Annotated in this window: 16 protein-coding genes and 1 pseudogene; 5 read left to right on the forward strand and 12 right to left on the reverse strand. The window is 73.8% G+C overall.

What is annotated here, in order from left to right:
- Positions 1 to 26: 26 nt before the first annotated feature.
- The 5 genes from I4I82_RS25575 to I4I82_RS25595 all read right to left on the reverse strand — a co-directional run bounded on the left by I4I82_RS25575 (position 27) and on the right by I4I82_RS25595 (position 3,576).
- Positions 27 to 623: a response regulator transcription factor gene (locus I4I82_RS25575; RefSeq protein WP_218591092.1), complete on the reverse strand. Its 597-nt coding sequence runs from the start codon at positions 621 to 623 to the stop codon at positions 27 to 29.
- Complete coding sequence (locus I4I82_RS25580; RefSeq protein WP_218591091.1) at positions 620 to 1,678, reverse strand: sensor histidine kinase; 1,059 nt, start codon at positions 1,676 to 1,678, stop codon at positions 620 to 622. The genes I4I82_RS25575 and I4I82_RS25580 overlap by 4 nt, the downstream gene beginning before the upstream one ends.
- On the reverse strand, positions 1,675 to 2,433 hold the full coding sequence (locus I4I82_RS25585) for an ABC transporter permease (RefSeq protein ID WP_226370247.1): 759 nt from the start codon (positions 2,431 to 2,433) through the stop codon (positions 1,675 to 1,677). Before I4I82_RS25585 ends, I4I82_RS25580 begins: the two co-directional genes overlap by 4 nt.
- The gene (locus I4I82_RS25590; RefSeq protein WP_218591090.1) at positions 2,430 to 3,323 is read right to left on the reverse strand and encodes an ABC transporter ATP-binding protein; all 894 of its coding nucleotides are present in this window, start codon (positions 3,321 to 3,323) and stop codon (positions 2,430 to 2,432) included. The genes I4I82_RS25585 and I4I82_RS25590 overlap by 4 nt, the downstream gene beginning before the upstream one ends.
- Before the next feature lie 91 nt (positions 3,324 to 3,414).
- A complete protein-coding gene (locus I4I82_RS25595) occupies positions 3,415 to 3,576 on the reverse strand; it encodes a hypothetical protein (protein WP_218596076.1) in 162 nt (53 codons plus the stop codon).
- A gap of 71 nt (positions 3,577 to 3,647) precedes the next feature.
- Between I4I82_RS25595 and I4I82_RS25600 the strand changes: the two genes are divergently transcribed.
- Positions 3,648 to 4,601, forward strand: a complete 954-nt coding sequence (locus I4I82_RS25600; protein ID WP_218593539.1) for a GlxA family transcriptional regulator — start codon at positions 3,648 to 3,650, stop codon at positions 4,599 to 4,601.
- Positions 4,602 to 4,611: 10 nt separating this feature from the next.
- On the opposite strand, the gene I4I82_RS25605 is transcribed toward I4I82_RS25600, so the two are convergent.
- Entirely contained in the window at positions 4,612 to 5,730 is a 1,119-nt protein-coding gene (locus tag I4I82_RS25605; protein WP_218593538.1) for a sensor domain-containing diguanylate cyclase, read from the reverse strand.
- A 48-nt stretch (positions 5,731 to 5,778) separates the two neighbouring features.
- Here I4I82_RS25605 and I4I82_RS25610 point away from each other — a divergent pair, with 48 nt between their 5' ends.
- Positions 5,779 to 6,555, forward strand: a complete 777-nt coding sequence (locus I4I82_RS25610; protein WP_218593537.1) for an enoyl-CoA hydratase-related protein — start codon at positions 5,779 to 5,781, stop codon at positions 6,553 to 6,555.
- On the forward strand, positions 6,552 to 7,910 hold the full coding sequence (locus tag I4I82_RS25615) for an FAD-dependent oxidoreductase (RefSeq protein ID WP_218593536.1): 1,359 nt from the start codon (positions 6,552 to 6,554) through the stop codon (positions 7,908 to 7,910). The genes I4I82_RS25610 and I4I82_RS25615 overlap by 4 nt, the downstream gene beginning before the upstream one ends.
- Positions 7,911 to 7,931: 21 nt before the next feature.
- Here the strand turns inward: I4I82_RS25615 and I4I82_RS25620 are convergent, their stop codons facing one another.
- A complete protein-coding gene (locus I4I82_RS25620; RefSeq protein WP_218593535.1) occupies positions 7,932 to 8,888 on the reverse strand; it encodes a hypothetical protein in 957 nt (318 codons plus the stop codon).
- A gap of 164 nt (positions 8,889 to 9,052) precedes the next feature.
- Here I4I82_RS25620 and I4I82_RS25625 point away from each other — a divergent pair, with 164 nt between their 5' ends.
- Positions 9,053 to 10,837, forward strand: a complete 1,785-nt coding sequence (locus I4I82_RS25625) for an acyl-CoA dehydrogenase (RefSeq protein ID WP_218593534.1) — start codon at positions 9,053 to 9,055, stop codon at positions 10,835 to 10,837.
- A 136-nt stretch (positions 10,838 to 10,973) separates the two neighbouring features.
- On the opposite strand, the gene I4I82_RS25630 is transcribed toward I4I82_RS25625, so the two are convergent.
- Positions 10,974 to 11,249 (reverse strand): hypothetical protein, encoded by a 276-nt coding sequence (locus I4I82_RS25630; RefSeq protein ID WP_218596077.1) that lies wholly within the window; start codon positions 11,247 to 11,249, stop codon positions 10,974 to 10,976.
- Positions 11,250 to 11,381: 132 nt separating this feature from the next.
- On the opposite strand from I4I82_RS25630, the pseudogene I4I82_RS35095 reads away from it, so the two are divergent.
- Positions 11,382 to 11,744 (forward strand): annotated as a pseudogene (locus I4I82_RS35095) (hypothetical protein); the annotation flags it as partial.
- A gap of 189 nt (positions 11,745 to 11,933) precedes the next feature.
- Here the strand turns inward: I4I82_RS35095 and qcrB are convergent.
- The 4 genes from qcrB to ctaE are packed head-to-tail and all read right to left on the reverse strand — an operon-like array spanning position 11,934 to position 16,261.
- On the reverse strand, positions 11,934 to 13,646 hold the full coding sequence (gene qcrB, locus I4I82_RS25635; RefSeq protein WP_218593852.1) for a cytochrome bc1 complex cytochrome b subunit: 1,713 nt from the start codon (positions 13,644 to 13,646) through the stop codon (positions 11,934 to 11,936).
- Complete coding sequence (qcrA, locus tag I4I82_RS25640) at positions 13,643 to 14,782, reverse strand: cytochrome bc1 complex Rieske iron-sulfur subunit (RefSeq protein WP_218593853.1); 1,140 nt, start codon at positions 14,780 to 14,782, stop codon at positions 13,643 to 13,645. Before qcrA ends, qcrB begins: the two co-directional genes overlap by 4 nt.
- Positions 14,779 to 15,615, reverse strand: coding sequence for a cytochrome bc1 complex diheme cytochrome c subunit (gene qcrC, locus I4I82_RS25645; RefSeq protein WP_218593854.1), 837 nt, complete (start codon positions 15,613 to 15,615; stop codon positions 14,779 to 14,781). The genes qcrA and qcrC overlap by 4 nt, the downstream gene beginning before the upstream one ends.
- Positions 15,616 to 15,658: 43 nt before the next feature.
- Positions 15,659 to 16,261: an aa3-type cytochrome oxidase subunit III gene (gene ctaE / locus I4I82_RS25650; protein WP_443690129.1), complete on the reverse strand. Its 603-nt coding sequence runs from the start codon at positions 16,259 to 16,261 to the stop codon at positions 15,659 to 15,661.
- Positions 16,262 to 16,280 lie beyond the last annotated feature (19 nt).

The following is a 16,280-nucleotide window of genomic DNA, read 5'->3' on the forward strand; positions in this document are numbered from 1 at the left end:
CCTGGCCATGGTTGCCACTCACGGGGTCAGAGCCAGCCCCGGTCCCGCGCCACCCGCGCCGCCTCGATCCGGTTGCGCACCCCGAGCTTGGTGATGGCGGTGGACAGGTAGTTGCGGACGGTGCCCTCGGCCAGGAACAGCGTGGCGGCGATCTCGCTGTTCGGCAGGCCGTCGGCGGCCAGGCGCAGGACGTCGCGCTCCCGGTCGGTCATCGGGTCGGCCGTGTCCCACGCCGCCACGGCCAGCGCCGGGTCGATCACGCGCTCACCGGCGTGCACGCGCCGGATCGTGTCGACGAGCCGGTCGACCGGGGCGTCCTTGAGGACGTAGCCGGTGACGCCGGCGTCCATCGCGCGGCGCAGGTAGCCCGAGCGCGCGAACGTCGTGACGATCACCAGTCGCGTCCGCCCGCCCTGCAGAGCCGCCGCGACCTCCAGCCCGGTGGCCCCGGGCATCTCCACGTCGGTGACCAGCACGTCCGGGTCGTGCTCGCGCACCGCGGCCAGCGCCGCCGGCCCGTCGACGGCGGTGGCGACGACCTCCAGGTCGTCCTCCAGCGACAGCAGCCGGGCGAACGCCCCGAGCACCATCGCCTGGTCCTCGGCCAGCACGAGCCGGATCACGCGGCCACCCGCTCCGGCAGCGCGACGACGAGCGCGGTGCCCCCCTGGGCGACGCGGCGCACGGTGCCGCCGAGCGCGGTGATCCGCTCGCGCATCCCGGACAGGCCGTTGCCGTCGGCGCCGCCCCCGCCCGACCCGTCGTCGGCGACCTCCAGGCGCACCTCGCCGCCGGCCCGCGCCAGCGTCACGATGCAGCGGCCGGCGCCGGCGTGGCGGACCACGTTCGTCACGGCCTCCCGCAGCGCCAGGGCCAGCGCCGACTCCGCCGACGGAGTCAGCACGAGGTCGTCGTCGCGCACCGCCTCCAGCTCGACGCCCGCGGCGGCCAGCGCGTCACGGGCGACGACGAGCTCGTCGTCGAGCGAGACCTGCCGCCAGCCCGACACCGTGGCCCGCACCTCGGTGAGCGCGTCGCGGGCCATCGTCTCCACCACGGCCATCTCCGCCGCGGCGTCGCCCGCCGGGAGCCGCTGCGCGAGCTGGGAGCGCACGACGATGCCGGTGAGGGTCTGGCCGAGCAGGTCGTGCAGGTCGCGGGAGATGCGCTCGCGCTCCGAGAGCGTCGCGAGGTGCTCGATCCGGGCGTTCTCGACGCGCATGCCGGCGGCCTCGCGGTCGCGGTCGGCCTCGTCCATCGTGGCCAGCCCGACGATCCAGATCGACACCAGCGGCGGCGCGATGCTGAGGAACACGTACGGCGGCGGGGCCGTCGACACCAGCGCCGACGCCCCGGTGAGCGCCGTCAGCCCGCCCAGCCACAGGGTGGCCGAGCGGCGGGCGAGCAGCGCACCCGCGCTGCCTGCGGCGTAGACGAAGAACACCGTGCCGCCGGCGTTGACCGGCACGACGAGCACCCCGAGCAGGGCGATCAGCGCGGGGGACCAGTGCCCGGGCAGTGGGTGGGCGGTCGTGCGGACGAGGAGCGCCACGAACAGCACGATCGAGCCGATCGCGACGGTCCACGCCGCCACGCCCGCGGCCGGGTCGAACGCCGGCTGCAGGAACAGGTACCCGAGGAAGACCAGGTACCACAGCGACGACCAGTCGCGCTTCACACGCGCAGGTTACGGTAGGCGAGCCCGGCGACCACGGCCCCGACGACGGTCGCGGCGAGCATCGCGAGCACGTGCCCGGCCGCGGGCGCCCCGGTGAGCTGGGCCTGCGCGAGCTGCGCGAGGTGGTAGGTCGGCAGGAACGGTGCGACCGCCTGCAGGAACCCCGGCAGCAGCTCCAGCGGCACCCACAGCCCCGACGCCAGCACCATCGGGAACAGCACCGCGTTGAGGATCGCCGCCGCCGCGTTCGACGACGCCACGAAGCCCACCGCGAGCCCGAACAGCGCGAACGGCAGCGACCCGACGACGAGCACGACGACGAGCCGCGCCCACGTCGCGAGGTCCAGCACCGGCCCGGCCACCAGCAGCGATGCCGCCCCCATCGCCAGGACCACGCCCAGCGCGTAGGGCAGCGCGGCGAGCACGCGGGCGGCGAGCGTGACGCCCAGCGGCGTCGCGGACACCATCTTGACGCGCAGCCAGCCGCGCGTGCGGTCCTCCGCCACCCCGATCCCGGGGTTGAGCAGCATCACCGAGACGACGCCGAACGCGCCGTACCCGGCGATCGACGTGGCCGCGAAGGGCAGTCCGTCCGAGGTCTGCTGCCCGCCGAACACCGAGGTGAACAGCGCGTAGAACCCGACGGGCATGAGCACGGAGAACACGAGCGCCGTCGGCTCGCGCAGGATCGCGCGCAGCCCCTCGCCGATCTCGGAGCGCAGGACGGGGAGCACGGCGAGGGCGGAGGCGCTCACGCCGGCACCTCTTCGCCGGTCAGGGCCACCAGCGCCTGCTCCAGCCCGGCGCCCTCGACGCGCAGCTCGGACAGGCCGCGGTCGCGGGCCAGCCACTCCCGCAGCAGGTCCTCCGGTTCGGTGGTGCCGACCTGCACGCGGTCGCCGTCGCGGCGCAGCGTTCCGACGCCGGGCAGCGCGCGCAGCGCGACGTCGTCGAGCGCGGTGCGGGCGCTGACCGTCCGGTCCGGCAGGCGCGACGCCAGCTCGGCGGGCGTGCCGGTGGCGACGACCCGCCCGCGGTGCAGCACCACCACCCGGTCGGCGAACGCCGCGGCCTCCTCGACGACGTGCGTGGTCAACAGCATCGCCACCCCGGCGTCGCGGCGCCCGGCGAGCACCCGCCAGAACGCGCGGCGGGCGGTGACGTCGAGGCCGACGGTCGGCTCGTCGAGCAGCAGCAGCGCCGGGTCGCCGACGAGCGCCATCGCGAGCCCGACCCGCTGGCGCTGCCCGCCCGACAGCTTCGGCGCGCGGCGCGGGGCCAGGTCGGCGACGCCGATCTCGGCGAGCACCGGACCGGCCGCCGACGCCGGACGCCCGGCCCGGACGGCGGCGCCGCGCACGAGCTCGCCCACGGTCTCGGTGGCCGGGAAGCCCGTGCTCTGCTGCACGACGCCGAGGTGGCGGCGCACGGCCGCGCGGCGCGGGTCGCCGCCGCACACCGCGACGTGCCCGGCCTGGCGGGCCAGCAGCCCGGTCGCGAGCCCGATGAGCGTCGTCTTCCCCGCCCCGTTCGGGCCGAGGAGCGCGAGGCACTCCCCGGCGCGGACGCGCAGGTCGACGCCGTCCAGCGCGACGTGCGCGCCGTACCGGTGGTGCGCTCCGGCGATCTCCAGTGCGTCGGTCATGCCCGTACTGTCCCGCGCCCGGTCCCGGGCGCGGCAGTGCCCGTGGTCAGGCGCGGGACCTGACGGATGTCACGGGGTCGGTGCCGCGGGATCAGAGGTGGACGTCGGCCCGCGACCGCGCCAGCGCGCGCAGCTCGTCGAGCTGGCGCTCGCGGTCGTGGTCGGCGGGGGTGGTCAGGGTGGGTGCCGGGCGGGCCGTGGAGAGCCACACGGCCAGGCCGACCAGGACGAGGACGAGGAGTGCGGTGGTCATGGCAGTAAGTGTGTGCTCGACCAGATCGCGCCAACAGTGGCAGAGATGACGACTGCCGGTAAGATCCTGCCATGCTCCGGTCCGTTGCGGCGCTCGTGCTGCCCGCCACCTCCCCGTTCGAGTTCGCCACCCTGTGCGAGGTGTTCGGCGTCGACCGCACGACCGAGGGCGTCCCCCCGATCGACCTGCGGGTCTGCGGCCCGGTGGCGGGGGAGCCGCTGCGCACCACCGTCGGCGCCTCGCTCGTGCCCGACCACGGCCTGGAGGGCCTGCGCGATGCCGACCTGGTGGCCGTCGCCGCCACCCGCGACCGCGAGTTCGCCCCGGAGGTCCTCGACGCCCTGCGCGCCGCCGCGGCCGACGGCGCCACCCTGCTGTCGGTGTGCTCGGGCAGCTTCGTGCTCGGCGCGGCCGGCCTGCTCGACGGCCGCCGCTGCACCACGCACTGGATGAACGTCGACGAGCTCCGGGAGCGCCACCCGCTCGCGATCGTCGACCCGGACGTCCTCTACGTCGACGACGGCGACATCATCACCAGCGCCGGCACGGCGGCGGGCATCGACGCCTGCCTGCACCTGGTGCGCCGCGAGCTGGGCAGCGCCGCGGTCAACACGATCGCACGGCGCATGGTCGTCCCGCCCCAGCGCGACGGCGGGCAGCGCCAGTACGTCGAGCAGCCGATCCCGGTGTGCTCGGCCGACGGGCTCGCGCCGGTGCTCGACTGGGCCGTCGAGCACCTCGACGAGGAGCACACGGTGTCGGGCCTGGCCCGCCGCGCCCGGATGTCGGACCGCAGCTTCGCCCGCCGCTTCGTCGCCGAGACCGGCACCACTCCGCACCGCTGGCTCACCCTGCAGCGGGTCCTGCTCGCGCAGCGCCTGCTCGAGGACACCGCGCTGGGCGTCGACGACGTGGCGGCGCGCAGCGGGTTCGGCACCGGGGCGCTGCTGCGCCACCACTTCCGCAAGGTCGTCGGGGTGTCGCCGGTCGACTACCGCCGCACGTTCCGCGGCGTCCCCGCCTGAAGCCGGCCGCCTACGTCGCGAGCAGCAGGCTCACCCGCCGGCCGCCGCCCACCTGCGCGACGAGCCGGTCGACCGGCAGCGGCTGCTCGCGACTCACGGTCGCCACCGCCACCGCGGGCAGCGCGACGAAGGGGTACTGCTGGTCGAGCGCGCCGACCCGGGCGCAGACGCGGTCGCACAGCGCGAGCACGTCGCTCTCCGTCCACGACGGCAGCACCACCAGGAAGTCCTCCGCGCCGAGGCGCACCACCCGGTCCGACGGCGTGATCAGCTCCTGCACGCAGCCGTTGACCGCCTGCAGGGCCGCGACCTCGGCGCGCAGCCCGTACTTCGCGCGCAGCGCCGAGACGCCCGGCACCCGCACCAGCACCAGCCCGACGGGCAGCCCCGCGCCCAGCCCCGCGGTCCACCGGGCCAGGAACTTCTCGGTGTGCAGGCCGGTCCGCGCGTCGCGCTCGGCGACGTCGTCGAGGTGGGCCACGGCGCTGTCGAGCCGGGCCTGCAGCTCGCCGCGCTCCCGGCCGGCGGCGTCGACGCGCTCGGCAAGGAACCGCAGCGGCACGTTCCAGCGGTCCTGCTGGCGCGGCTCGGGCACGGCGAGCACCGCCTCCAGCACCTCGTCGATCGCCTCGGTGGTCTCGGCGGGCAGCCGCAGCTGCGCGCGCAGCCGCAGCGCCTCGCGGTAGGCGTCGGCGCGGACGAAGGACCAGTGGCCGCGGAAGCGCCGGCCCTCCTCCAGGGTGCGGGCGTGCGGGTCGACGCTCTCCTGGTCGACGGCCACCAGCGTCGCCCCGCCGCTGGGGCTGAGCACCGTGACGCTCCACTCGCGCGCCAGCTCGTCGCCCTCGTCGAGCAGGACCTGCCGCACGCCGGCGGGCAGCTGCGGGGGCACGTCCCCGACCAGCCCGACGAGCGTGACCGAGCTGCGGGCGGCGATGTCGGTGTAGACCGACACCTCGCGCTCGAAGTAGGACAGCCGCTGGAACAGCGCGATGACGAGCAGCGGTGCCCCGGGCTCGGCGGCCAGGGCGAAGCGCTCGATCGCGTGCGAGAGCTCCACGAGCACGCGCTTGCCGAAGGTCGTGCCGTCCCGGGGCGCCATGTCGGCGGACAGTAGCGGCACCGTCACGGCTCCTCGTTCGGCCGAACGTGCGCCCGCGGGGACTAGGGTCGGGGCATGGAGCCAGTGCTGGCCGACACGGACGACGCCGGGGTGCGCACGCTCACCTTCCACCGTCCCGAGCGGCGCAACGGGTGGGGCGAGGACCTGGAGGAGGCCTACTACGGCCACCTCACCGCGGCCGCGGCGGATCCGCAGGTACGGGCCGTGGTCGTCACCGGCGCGGGCACGACGTTCTGCCCGGGTGCCGACATGGGCCGCCTCGACGGGCTCTCCGCCCCGGGGGCGAGGCTGCCGCACAGGTCGGTGTCCGTGCCGCGCGAGTTCCCCAAGCCGCTGATCGCGGCGATCAACGGGGCGTGCGCGGGCGTCGGGCTGGTGCAGGCCCTCTTCTGCCACGTCCGCTTCGCCGCCGACACGGCGAGGTTCGCCACCTCGTTCGCCCGCCGCGGGCTCATCGCCGAGTACGGCGTCGCGTGGACGCTCACGCGGCTGGTCGGCACGGAGAACGCGCACGACCTGCTGCTGTCGGGCCGCACGTTCGAGGCGGCGGAGGCCCTGCGGCTCGGCCTCGTCAGCCGGGTCGTGCCGCGCGAGGAGGTGCTCGGCGCCGCGCAGGCCTACGCCCGCGACCTCGCGCTGCACACCGCCCCGCGCGCCGTCGCGGTCATCGCGGCCCAGCTGCGCGACGCCGCCGACACCACCTACGACGAGGCACTCGCCCGCGCCTACACCGAGGTCGACCGCTTCATCGGCGGCCCCGACCTGCGCGAGGGGATAGCGTCGTTCCGGGAGAAGCGGGCACCGCGCTTCCTGCCGCTGGAGGACTCGTGAACTTCCGCGTCGCCGTCATCGGGGCCGGGCCGTCGGGGCTCTACGCCGCGGCCGCGCTGCTGTCGTCGGGGGAGCCGGTGAGCGTCGAGGTGCTCGACCGGCTGCCCGCGCCCTACGGCCTCGTCCGCTACGGCGTGGCGCCCGACCACGTGAAGATGAAATCGGTCATCCGGGTGCTGCAGAAGCCGTTCGACCCGGCCGACGTCGAGTTCCTGGGCGGGGTCCGGATCGGCGGCGACGGCATCCCGCTCGACGAGCTCCGCACCCACTTCCACGCGGTCGTGCACGCCACCGGGTCCTCGGTCGACCGCGCGCTCGGCGTGCCGGGGGAGGAGCTCGCGGGCTCGCTCGGGTCGGGCGCGTTCGTCTCCTGGTACTGCGGCCACCCGGACTTCACCGAGCTCTCGCCGCCCCTGGACCACCCGGGCGTCGCCGTCGTCGGGGCGGGCAACGTCGCGCTCGACGTGGCCCGCGTGCTGGCCAAGACCGCCGACGAGATGGCCGCCACCGACGTCCCGGGCCCGGTGCTCGACGCGCTGCGCTCCAGTGCCGTCCGCGACGTCCACGTGCTGATCCGCCGCGGGCCGCAGCACGTCCGGTTCACCCCGGCGGAGCTGCGCCAGATCGGCGACCTCGCATACGCGCAGGTCGTCGTGCACGACGACGGGCTGCTGGCCGCTGGCGTCGAGGAGCCCGCCACGATCGGGCAGGGGGACCGGCGGCAGCGGCAGAACCTCGCGATGCTCGGCGAGTGGGCCGACCGCCCCGACGACGGCTCCCCGCGCCGCATCCACCTGCGCTTCCTGCGCTCCCCGGTGCGCCTGCTGGGGGAGGGGCGCGTCTCCGGGATCGTCGTGGAGCGCACCGCGGTCGACGCCTCCGGGCGCCTGGTCGGCACCGGGGAGGAGGAGGTCCTCGACGTCGGGCTCGTCGTCCGCGCCATCGGATACGCGGGCGAGCCGATCCCCGGCCTGCCCTTCGACGAGGCCACCGGCACCGTGCCCAACGAGGGCGGGCGCGTCGTGCGTGACGGCGTCCCGGTCCCCGGGGCGTACGTGACGGGATGGATCAAGCGTGGGCCCACGGGCGTCATCGGGACGAACAAGGGCGACGCGCAGGAGACGGTGGCGGCCGTCCTGGAGGACCTGCCGTCGCTGCCCGCCCCCGCGCACCCGGAGCCCGACGCCCTGCGCGAGGCGCTGGCCGCCCACGGCATCCGTCCGGTCGACTGGACGGCCTGGCTGCGCCTCGACGCCGAGGAGGTCCGCCGCGGCGGGCTGCGCGGCGCGGAGCGGGTGAAGGTCGCGGAGCTCGCGGAGATGCTCGACGCGGCCCACGGGGCCGACGCGCGGTAGGTGCGCGCCGGCCCGGTCCGATTACTTGCTGTTGCTCTGGTGGACGGCGCCGTGGCCGCCCTTGCCGTTGTCGTGGCCGCCGCCGTGACCGTTCCCGTTGTCGTGACCGCCGCCGTGGTGACCGTCGCCGCCGCCGTGACCGCCGCCGTGACCGTTACCGCCGCCGGGCAGCGGGGGCTCGGGGACCACGACGATCGGCCCCTTCTCCTCGAAGTCGTAGGTGGTGCCGGGGGTGGTGAGCAGGTCGACGGCGCTGGTCAGGCCGGGGTTGCCCGAACCCTGGTTGACGCCGAACGCCGTGACGACGCCGTCGGGCAGCGCGTCGGCGATCTCGGCCAGCGTCAGCACCCCGCCGTTGGAGCACTGGTTCTGCCCGTCGCCGAACACACCGGGGATCACGCGGGTGGAGCACCAGCCCTGCGAGCCCGCCGCGTAGCGGTTCCACTGGCCGGCCGTCAGGCTCGCGCCGGCGTCGGTGTTGTACACCGGCTCGTAGGTCAGCGTGGAGAAGCCGCCGTCGGCGTCGCCGTTGAAGTCGATGACGAGCTGCAGCGACGGGAACTGGACCTCGTTGGCCGTCGACTCCGACGAGCGGAAGGCGGAGTAGGCCGCGACGTCGACCCAGTCGGCCAGCGGGCTGGTGGCCGCGCGGAAGAGCGTGGCCTTGGCGGCCGAGGACGGGGTGTCCAGCCGCAGCGAGCCGGTGCCGCCACCGGCCGGGGCGCCGAAGTCCTCGTTCACCTCGACGTCGCCGTCGGGACGGGTGTCGGTCTCGGCGAACGGGGCGAAGTCCTCGTTGACCTCGGTGTTCCCGGACGGCTGGAGCAGGTCGAGCCCGGGGATCGCCGGCAGCGGCGCCGCGTTGGCCACGCCCAGCCCGGTGACGGTGACGACGCCTGCGGTGGCGGCCCCGGTCAGGGCGAGCGCGAGCCGGCGACCCCGGCCCGTGCGGCGGATCGGATGCGAGTGCGTCCCCATGGTGCGGTGGTTCCTCCGTCGTCGGCGCGCCCGTCGCGCCGTACCGAGGTGAACGAGGTCCTCGCGGGCCGGGTGCGGAGCGTGCCGACGCGGGGCGCTTTCCGGACAGGCCCACCCGTCCGGTGTCCCTCCCGCGGCGGCTCCGGCGGGGTTAGCCTCGGGGCGTGCGCTCTCTGCTGCTCTCCCGCCGCGACCTCGACTTCCTGCTCCACGAGTGGCTCGACGTCGGTGCCCTGACGGCGCGCGAGCGGTTCGCCGAGCACTCCCGCGAGACGTTCGACGCCGTGCTGGACCTGTCCGAGCAGGTCGCCACCGAGCAGTTCGCCCCGCACAACCGCACCGCCGACCTGCACGAGCCCGAGTTCGACGGCGAGCGCGTGCACATGATCCCCGAGGTGGGGAAGGCCCTGGAGGCGTTCGCAGCCACCGGGATCACGGCGGCCGGGATGGACGAGTCGGTCGGCGGGATGCAGCTCCCGCAGACCGTCGCGCAGGCCTGCTTCCTGTGGTTCCAGGCGGCCAACGTCGGCACGTCGGCGTACCCGTTCCTCACGATCGCCAACGCCAACCTGCTGCTCGCGCACGGCACGCCGGAGCAGGTCGAGACGTGGGTCGGCCCGATGGTGGAGGGCCGGTACTTCGGCACGATGTGCCTGTCGGAGCCGCAGGCCGGCTCGTCGCTGGCCGACATCACGACCCGCGCCGAGCCCCGCGACGACGGCACCTACCGGCTGTCGGGCAACAAGATGTGGATCTCCGGCGGCGACCACGACCTGTCCGAGAACATCGTGCACCTGGTCCTGGCCAAGGTCCCGGGCGGTCCGGCGGGCGTCAAGGGGATCTCGCTGTTCATCGTGCCCAAGTTCCTCCCCGGGGAGGACGGCGCCGACGGTCAGCGCAACGACGTCTCGCTCGCCGGCGTCAACCACAAGATGGGCTTCCGCGGCACCGTCAACACGCTGCTCAACTTCGGCGAGGGCCGGCACACCCCCGGCGGCGAGGCCGGCGCGGTCGGCTACCTGGTGGGGGAGGAGGGCCGCGGGCTGGCCCTGATGTTCCACATGATGAACGAGGCGCGCGTCGGCGTCGGGGGCAACGCGGCCGCGCTGGGCTACACCGGCTACCTGCACGCGCTCGACTACGCCCGCACCCGCACGCAGGGCCGCCCGCCGACGGCCAAGAGCGGGCCGCCCGTGCCGATCATCGAGCACCCGGACGTCGCGCGGATGCTGCTCGCGCAGAAGTCCTACGCCGAGGGTGCGGTCGCGCTGATCCTGTACTGCGCGCGCCTGCTCGACGACGAGCGCACCGGCGCCACCGAGGACGACCGGGCCCGCGCGCACCTGCTGCTCGACACGCTCACCCCGATCGCCAAGAGCTGGCCCTCACAGTGGTGCCTCGCGGCCAACGACCTCGCGATCCAGGTGCACGGCGGCTACGGCTACACCCGCGAGTACGCCGTGGAGCAGTTCTGGCGCGACAACCGCCTCAACATGATCCACGAGGGCACGCACGGCATCCAGGGCCTCGACCTGCTCGGCCGCAAGGTCGTCCTGCACGACGGCGCGGGTCTGCGGCTGCTGCTGGAGACGGTCACCCGCACCGTCGACGCGGCCCGCGCCGCCGGCCTCGACGACCACGCCGACGCCCTCGCCGCCGCCGTCGCGCGCACCGGTGAGGTCACCGCCGCGCTGTGGGCCGCGGGCGACCCGGCCGTCAGCCTGGCCAACTCCTCGATCTACCTGGAGGCGGTCGGGCACGTCGTCGTCGCCTGGATGTGGCTGGAGCAGCTCGTGGCCGCCGCCGGGCGGGAGGGCGACTTCTACGACGGCAAGCGCGCCGCGGCCGGCTACTTCTTCCGCCACGAGCTGCCGCGCACCGGCCCGCAGTTCGCGCTGCTGGAGAGCCTCGACCGCACCACGCTCGACGTGCGGCCGGAGTGGTTCTGACCAGGATGTCTCACCGGTGAGACGCTCGGTGGTGCGGTGTCGGCGTGGACGACTCCTGCGGTGGCGCCACGTCCCCGCCGTCGACCCCGCGCTGTTCCGGGACCACCGCAGCGCTGACGCCCGCCTGCCGGACGAGTCAGCAGGGCTCGACGGAGATGACCGCGGGCAGCGTGCCCATGAGCTCGGCGAACGCGACCTCCTCGCTGCGGGTGAGCGAGACGGTGCAGGTGACGGAGCTGTACGGGACGCCGTCGCGGACGTCGGCGTTGAAGTCGCGGACCGGGTAGCCGCCGGCGCGCAGCGCGTCGCCGACACGCAGGACGCCCTCGATTCCGCCGGTCGTGACGATCTCGTGGCGGCGCGGGGTGCGGGGGGTCCAGGTGGTGCGGGGGGAGTCGTCGAGAACGGTCACGGGAAGCTCCAGGGTCCGGAGGAACGGGGACCCGAGCCAGGCCTCGGTGAGGGGGAGGAGCGGCGCGCCGGCGGCCTGGCTCAGCCGACGCGCGGCGGTACGGCCGCGTCGAGGGCGAGAGGTGCGATGCGCATGGGGAGGACGATAGCGCGTCCGTGTGGTGGCGGCCACCCGCCCTCACCCTACGGTGGGGATCATGATCGCCCGGGCGGCCGCCGCCGTCGTCGTGACGGTCGCGCTGCTCGGCCACGCCGTCGTGCTGGCGGTCCGGCCGGCGCACACGCTGCTCATCGACCTGCAGGTCTACCGCGCGGGCGGGCGGCACCTCGTCGACGGCCTCCCGCTCCACGGCGGCGGGTGCTGCTCGACCTGCCGTTCGTCCACCCGCCGTTCGCGGCACTGGTGTTCGCGCCGCTGGCGTGGCTGCCGTTCCCGGTGCTCGCCCCGGCGTGGACGCTGCTGGGCGTCGGGCTGCTCGCCGTCGTCCGTGCACCGGTGCGGGGCCGCTGCTCGTCGCCCTGGTGGCGCTGGCGACGTGGCTGGAGGCCGCGGCCACGCGCTCGGTGCGTTCGTCGCGGGCGCGGGCGCGGTCGGGTTCGTCGCGGCGCCCGCCGAAGGCCCGGACACGTGGAAGGCCCCGCCGGGATCCGGCGGGGCCTTCCGTGCGTGCGGGTGGAGGCGGGGTCAGTCGTCGGTGTCCAGCGGACGTCCCTCGGAGCTGCCCGCGAGTTCGCGACGCTGACCGGTGCGGGCGGCGCGCTGGTCGTCGCCGTCGTGACCGCCGTGGCGGGCCTCCTCGGCCGCGGCCTCCTCGGCCTTGGCCTTCTCCAGCGCGAGGGTCTCCTCGCGCGGGTCGGGCGTGAGCAGCGAGCCGGGGACCGGCGCACCGCCCAGGCCGAGCTGGTTCATCCGCTTGGGCACCGGGGCGCCCTGGTACGCGAGCGGGATCGGGTGCCCGTGGGCGTCGATACCGGCGAGGGGCTGGTGCACCTCGATGAACTCACCGTGCGGCAGGCGCTTGATGATGCCCGTCTCGATGCCGTGCTCGAGGACCGCGCGGTCGCCCTTCTGCAGGCCGATGCAGATGCGGTAGGTCACCCAGTAGGCGACCGGCGGCAGCACCAGCAGGCCGATGCGTCCCATCCACGTCGTGGCGTTGAGCGACACGTCGAAGAAGAACGCGAACCAGTCGTTGGCCGAGCTGATCAGCAGGACCATGTAGAACATGATCGCCATCGCGCCGAGCGCGGTGCGGACCGGCACGTCGCGGGGGCGCTGCAGCAGGTTGTGCAGGGCCGTGTCCTTGGTGAAGCGCGCCTCGAGCCAGGGGTACGCGCCGGCGATCACGAAGATCAGCGGCAGGAACGCGGCCGTCGGCCAGAACACCGCCGGGATCGTGTAGTCGCCCAGGTAGATCTCCCACGCGGGCCAGAGCCGGGCCATGCCGTCGGACCAGCCCATGTAGAAGTCGGGCTGGGAGCCCGCCGAGATCTGCGACGGGTTGTACGGCCCGAGGTTCCAGATCGGGTTGATCTGGAGCAGGCCGCCCATCAGGCCGTTGACACCGACGAACACCGCGAAGAACGCGCCGCCCTTGGCCGCGAAGGCCGGGAGGATGCGGACGCCGACCACGTTGTGCTCGGTGCGGCCGGGGCCGGGGAACTGGGTGTGCTTCTGGTACCAGACCAGGCCGACGTGCAGGCCGATCAGCGCCAGGAGGATGCCCGGGAACAGCAGCACGTGGATGATGTAGAGGCGCGGGATGATCTCGGTGCCGGGGAACTCGCCGCCGAAGAGCGCCCACTGGATCCAGGTGCCGGCCACGGGGACCGAGAGCGTGATGCCCGACGCGATGCGGAGGCCGGTGCCCGAGAGCAGGTCGTCGGGGAGCGAGTAGCCGGTGAAGCCCTCGAACGTGCCGACGAGGGTCAGCACGATGCCGATGACCCAGTTGGCCTCACGCGGCTTGCGGAACGCACCGGTGAAGTAGGTGCGGAACATGTGCGCGACCATCGCGGCCATGAACAGCAGCGCCGCCCAGTGGTGCACCTGGCGGACGAACAGGCCGCCGCGCACCTCGAACGAGATGTCGAGCGTCGACTCGTACGCGCGGGTCATGTGGACCCCGCGCAGGTTGTCGAAGACCCCGTCGTAGGTGACCTCGGCCATCGAGGGGTCGTAGAACAGCGCCAGGTACGTGCCCGAGAGCAGCAGCACGATGAAGCTGTAGAGGGCGACTTCGCCGAGCATGAACGACCAGTGCGTCGGGAAGACCTTGTTGAACTGCTTCCGCATGCCCGCGGCGGGGTGGTAGCGCTGGTCGGCCCCGTCCAGGGCACCGGCGACGAGCGCGTTGCCACCGCCCCCGGACGTCGTCGGCGTGGTGATCGAACTCATGATCTCCGCTCCCAGAAGGCGGGCCCGACTGCCTCGCGGAAGTCGGCGGTGGCGACGAGGTAACCCTCGTCATTCACTGTAATCGGAAGTTGGGGAAGTGACCTGGTGGCCGGACCGAAGACCGGCTTGGCGTACTCCGTGGCCAGGAACTGGCTCTGGTGGCACGGGCACAGGATCCGCTGGCTCTGCGTCTCGTACAGCGACGTCGGGCAGCCCAGGTGCGTGCAGAGCTTGGAGTAGGCGTAGAAGTCGCCGTAGTGGAAGTCCTCCTGGCCGCTGCGCTGGGTCACCTCGGTGCCCGGGCGCAGGCGGATCAGCATGACCGGGTTGTCGGAGCGGCGCAGCGCGTGCAGCAGCGCCTCCTCGTCACCCCGCTCGGACTCGCGGAACGGGAACACCGTCTCCATCGAGCCGGGCTCCTGGTCCTCCGGGCGGACCAGCGAGATCTCGTCCGGGATGCCGGTGTCGCGGCGCAGGTAGACCGTCTCGCCGTCGACGGGGCGCCAGCCGGTGGTCCACAGGGCCGCGAGGTCGCCGCCCTCCCACGGGTCGCGAACCAGCGGCGCGATGGCCGCGATGCCCAGCCCGAGGCCGAACACACCGGCCGCGCCGCCCGCCGCGCGGGTGATCAGCTTGCGGCGCGCGATGCCGGTGTCCTGGCCCGCCTTCTGCAGCTGCGCGATGACGGTGCGGCGGTCGACCTCGTCGGAGATGCCGTCGTGGCGCTGCTGCACCGACACCTCGTCGGGGAAGAACTTCTTGACGTAGGAGATGACGCCGATGCCCAGCGCGAGCACGGCCAGGCCGAACGTGCCGCCGATGACGGGCGTGTACAGCGCGTAGACGCCGTAGCCCGGGTCCGACGGCGGGACGTACTCGTAGGGCCAGAAGAGGAAGGCGACGAGGAACGCCAGCCCGGACAGCGCCGAGATGACGAACCAGAGCGCGACGGCGCGCTCGGCCCGCTTCTCCGCGCGGGTGCCCGGGATCGGGAACTTCCGCGCGTTGTGGACGATCTCGACGTCGTCGAGGTTGGCCGCGAGAGTGGCGAGCTGGTCCGGCGTCATCTCGTCGAGCTCGGCCGGGGTGGGACGGCGCGCGGGACCGGAGGAGTGGTCCCGTTCGGAGAGGGTCATGACTTGGCTCCCAGCCACAGAGCGAATCCGATCAGCCCGGCGAGGCCGACGATGAAGGCGATGAGGCCCTCGGAGACCGGGCCGATACCGCCGAGACCGGCACCGCCGGGGTTGGCGACGTCACCGGACACGGACTTGATGTAGGCGATGATGTCGGCCTTCTCCTCCGGCGTGAGCTGCCGGTCGGAGAACTTCGGCATGTTCTGCGGGCCCGAGAGCATCGCGGTGTAGATGACGGTCTCGGTCGCCGGGTCCAGCGTCGGCGCGTACTTGCCCGAGGACAGCGCGCCGCCGCGGCCGGTGAAGTTGTGGCAGGACGCGCAGTTGAGGCGGAACAGCTCGCCACCGCGGGCCGGGTTCTCGCCGCGCAGCTCCTCGCCGGTGGCCTGCGGACGGGCCGGGCCGCCGCCGTTGGCCTGGATGAAGGCGCCGAGCGCGTCGAGGTTGGCCTGGCCCTCCTCGGTGTCCGGGTCGAAGGCCGGGCGCGGGGGCTTGCGCTGCGCCTGGGCCTCCTGGCGGGCCAGCGGCATGCGGCCGGTGGACACCTGGAAGTAGGCCGCGGCGTCGCCGACGCCGATGAGGCTCGGGCCACGGTCGTTGACGCCCTGCAGGTTGGCGCCGTGGCAGGTGATGCACGCGTTCTCGTTGTAGAGCTGCTCACCCTTCGCGACCAGGGCCGCGTCGGCCTCCTGGGCCACGGCGACCTGCGCCTGCGGGGTGGCGACGGTGTACAGCGCTCCGGCGGACAGCAGGCCGATGCCCAGCGCCATCGCGCCCGCGAGGCGGCGCCGGAACCGGCTGCGCGCCCCGCGCGTGTTCGGTGTGGTGGTCATCGATGCGCCCTCGGGTAGTTCCGGCATGCCTGTTTCTGACATCTCAGCGGATGAAGTAGATGACGGCGAAGAGGCCGACCCAGACCACGTCGACGAAGTGCCAGTAGTACGACACGACGATGGCCGCGGTGGCCTGCTGCGGCGTGAACTTGCTCAGCCTCGTGCGGATGAGCAGGTACACGAACGCGACCAGCCCGCCGATGACGTGCAGGGCGTGGAAGCCCGTCGCCATGTAGAAGACCGTGCCGTACGCGCTCGAGGCCAGGGTGGTGCCGTGCTCGGTGACGAGCACGCTGTACTCGTACGCCTGACCGAGCACGAAGAACGTGCCCATGCCCAGCGTGAGCAGGTACCAGCGGCGCAGGCCGAAGACGTCACCCCGCTCCGCCGCGAACACCCCGAACTGGCACGTGAACGAGGACGCCACGAGGACGATCGTCACGGCCAACGCGTAGGGCACGTTGAGCTCGGTGGGGGCCGGGGGCCATTCGCCCTCGTTCTGGGCGCGCGCGGTGAAGTAGATCGCGAAGAGTCCGGCGAAGAACATCAGCTCGCTGGACAGCCAGACGATCGTGCCGACGCTGACCAGGTTGGGCCGGTTCAGCGAGTGGATCCGCGCGCTGATGTTGGGAGCCGCTGTCGTCACGAAGGCATTATGACCCCAG

The sequence above is a fragment of the Pseudonocardia oceani genome, from assembly GCF_019263585.2.
Taxonomy (GTDB): domain Bacteria; phylum Actinomycetota; class Actinomycetes; order Mycobacteriales; family Pseudonocardiaceae; genus Pseudonocardia; species Pseudonocardia oceani.